Source organism: Halolamina salina (assembly GCF_042678005.1).
Lineage (GTDB): Archaea > Halobacteriota > Halobacteria > Halobacteriales > Haloferacaceae > Halolamina > Halolamina salina.
This window is the reverse complement of record NZ_JBHUDH010000226.1, coordinates 1-2,871: the sequence shown is the minus strand read 5'-3', so window position 1 is coordinate 2,871 and position 2,871 is coordinate 1. Positions and strand designations below refer to the sequence as shown.

The 2,871-nt window shown below is 70.7% G+C and carries 4 protein-coding genes; 1 reads left to right on the top strand and 3 read right to left on the bottom strand.

The window, feature by feature from the left end:
* Both ACFR9S_RS14940 and ACFR9S_RS14935 read right to left on the bottom strand, forming a co-directional pair.
* Nucleotides 1-217 (bottom strand): hypothetical protein (locus ACFR9S_RS14940; protein WP_379818967.1); only part of this gene is annotated, 217 nt, incomplete at its 3' end.
* A gap of 41 nt (nt 218-258) precedes the next feature.
* Complete coding sequence (locus ACFR9S_RS14935; protein ID WP_379818966.1) at nt 259-1,875, bottom strand: GTPBP1 family GTP-binding protein; 1,617 nt, start codon at nt 1,873-1,875, stop codon at nt 259-261.
* 132 nt (nt 1,876-2,007) lie between these two features.
* Between ACFR9S_RS14935 and ACFR9S_RS14930 the strand changes: the two genes are divergently transcribed.
* Nucleotides 2,008-2,394 (top strand): winged helix-turn-helix transcriptional regulator, encoded by a 387-nt coding sequence (locus tag ACFR9S_RS14930; RefSeq protein WP_379732383.1) that lies wholly within the window; start codon nt 2,008-2,010, stop codon nt 2,392-2,394.
* Here ACFR9S_RS14930 and ACFR9S_RS14925 read toward each other — a convergent pair.
* Nucleotides 2,391-2,871 (bottom strand): ATP-binding protein (locus tag ACFR9S_RS14925; RefSeq protein ID WP_379818965.1); only part of this gene is annotated, 481 nt, incomplete at its 5' end. The genes ACFR9S_RS14930 and ACFR9S_RS14925 overlap by 4 nt on opposite strands.

Here is a 2,871-nt window from a genome sequence, read left to right as displayed (position 1 = left end):
GCGTCGCCCGCGTCCGCCGGTCGTCGACGTTCGTCAGCGGGTACGCGCCCGAGAGCAGCACCGGCATCGCGACGCCGAGGCCGACCGCGACGGCGTACGGCTCCGCGGCGGCGACGCCCTCGCCGACGAGCAGGCTCTGGACGACCGCCGTGACGGCCGTAGCGAGCAGGGCGCCGGCGCCGAACAGCGCCAGCCGTCGCTTCCCGGTCGACTCCATATCCCTTCAAACGAGGCTGTCCGGCGCGAAAAGGGTTCGGGCTACGTGTCGATCGATCTGACCGTGCCCACGCCCTTGCTCTGGCCCTCGCGGAACACGAAGCGCTGACCCTCCTCAACGAGGTAGGGGCGGAACTTGAACCGGACCGTCGTCCGGCCGTTGTCACCCGGGAGCAGCCGACCGCCCTCCGGCGTGAAGATTCCGGCCTCGCTCACGGTCTCGAGGTGGACGACCGGCTCGTACCCCTCGCCGATCTTGGTCGGGTGGTTCAACACGACGACCTCGGCCTCGAACTCCCGCACGGGGTCGGGGTCGGCGTCGCGGGGGAGCAGCGCCATCCCGCGTTCGATCTCCGCCTCCTCGACGCCCTTGAGCGCGATCCCGACGATCCGGCCCGCGCGGGCCTGATCGACGCGGTGGTAGTGCATCTCGATCGAGCGGACCTCCACCTCCCGGAAGCTCCCGTCGGCCATCGGCCCGAGCAGGAGTTCGTCGCCGGCCTCGACGGTGCCGGCGTTGATCGTCCCCGAGGCGACGGCGCCGACGCCGGTGACGCTGTAGGAGCGGTCGACGTACATCCGGAACGGCGCGTCGGCGTCGGAGTCGCGCTTGGGCAGCGCCTCGAACAGCGTGTCCAGATCGTCGAGGCCGTCGCCGGCGACCGCGCTGGTCCGGAGGATCGGAACCACGGTGCCGATCTCCTCGATCGCGGCGTCGATGCCGTGGCGGTCGACGGGTAGTGGGGTCTCGCCCACTTCCCGGAGCATCGCCTCCACCTCGTCCTCCACGTCTTCGACGCGCTCGTCGCTGACGGCGTCGGTCTTGGTGATCGCGACCATCGTCGGCAGTTCGGTCGCGAGCAGGATGCCGAGGTGTTCGCGGGTGGTCTTCGTCGGGCCGTCGTCGGCCGCGACCGCGAGCAGCCCGTAGTCGAGTTTCTGGCCCACCAGCCCCCGGATCGTCGTGCGGAGCCACGGCTCGTGACCCACGGTGTCGACGAAGCTGACGAGGCGGTCGGCCTCCTGCACGACCCGTGCCCGGTCGCTCTTGCGGTGGGGGTTGTCCATCCGGACCGTGTCACCCTCCCCGTCGAACCCGTACACCGCGTAGGAGAGGTCCGCCGAGAGGCCGCGCTCGACCTCGTGTGGCTGCACGTCGAGGAACGAGCGGGTGTTCCCCTGTCCGTCGTCGCGCTCGCCGGTGACGAGCGTGCCCACGAGCGTCGTCTTCCCGTGGTCGACGTGGCCCGCAGTACCGACGACGACGTGCTCGTCGTCCTCGCGTTCGAGCATCGCGCCCTCGCGGACCGTCGCGACGCCGACGAGTCCCTCGGTCCCATCGCCGCCGTCGATCCCCCACGTCTCCACGTCCTCGATGTGAGCGTCGGCCTCGTCGGCCAACAGGGAGAGCACGTCCATCGACTCCGAGAAGGCGTCGGGGGAGATGCCCGCGATCGCGCCGTCGTCGTCGACGCCGACGACGTACGTCGCCTCACCGTCGCCAGAGAGCACGCGGTGGCGGAGTTGGGCGGCCAACGACTCCATCCGACCGTCCGCGAGGTGGGTGTCGCGGGTGAGCCGCGTCTTGAATTCGACGGGACCGCCCTCCTCCTCGCCGCGCTCCAGGGCCCGCTGCAGGGGGGCCCGGTCTGCGCTCATGGGGCGGGGTAGGCGCCGCGGCCGATATATGCCTTTTCGTGTTGTGTCTCCCCATGGCACAGTACCGCTCCGGAGCGGCGCTGCCGGTGGAGGGGAAGCGGTTATAGGTATCCGGACCGAACCGGGTAACAGATGTCTACCGATATCGAGGACGCCGGCGTGACCGCGGACGAGCAGGTGACCGAGGGGCAGGCGACGGAGGTCTGCCCCGTCGTCGACGCCGTCGAACAGATCGGCTCCCAGTGGCGGCTCGTGGTACTCCACGACCTGACCGAGGGGGAGAAGCGGTTCAACGAGCTCAAGCGCTCGACGGAGGCCAACGCCCGCACGCTCTCGCGCGTGCTCGACGACCTGCAGGAGTCCGGGTTCGTCGAACGGCGACTGGAGGAGGACGCCCCCGTCGCGACGTACTACTCGCTCACCGGAAAGGGCGAGTCGCTGGCGCCCGTCTTCGACGAGATCGAGTCCTGGGCCAACGAGTGGATGGAGAGCTGTCAGGCCGCCACGGCCGACGACTAACTCCGGATCTCGATCCGCGCGCCGCCGTCGTTCTCGGCGACGATCTCCCAGTCGTGAGCCTCGGCGATCCGCCGGACGATCCCCAGCCCGGCGCCCTGCCCGCCGTCGCCGGAGTAGCCCCACGCGAACGGGTTCCCGTCGCCGAACCCCGGGCCGTCGTCGGCGACCGCGAAGCCGGCGTCGGTGTCGGTCACGCGCACGGTCACGTCGTCGCCGCCGTGCTCCACCGCGTTGCGAACGAGGTTCTCGAGTAACAGCGTCAACAGCTCCGGGTCGGCCTGTATCGTCTCCTCGGCGTCGATGCGGATCGAGGCCTCGGGCGCGCGAACGCGGTCGGCCGCGTCCGTGGCGGCGGACGCGAGCGAAACGGGTTCGGTGTCGCTGACCTCGCCGGCGGCGATCGCCTCCGCCTCGTTGGCGAGCCCCTCCAGCCGGTCCAGCGCGTCCCGTGCCTGCTCGATCGTCGGCCCCTCCAGC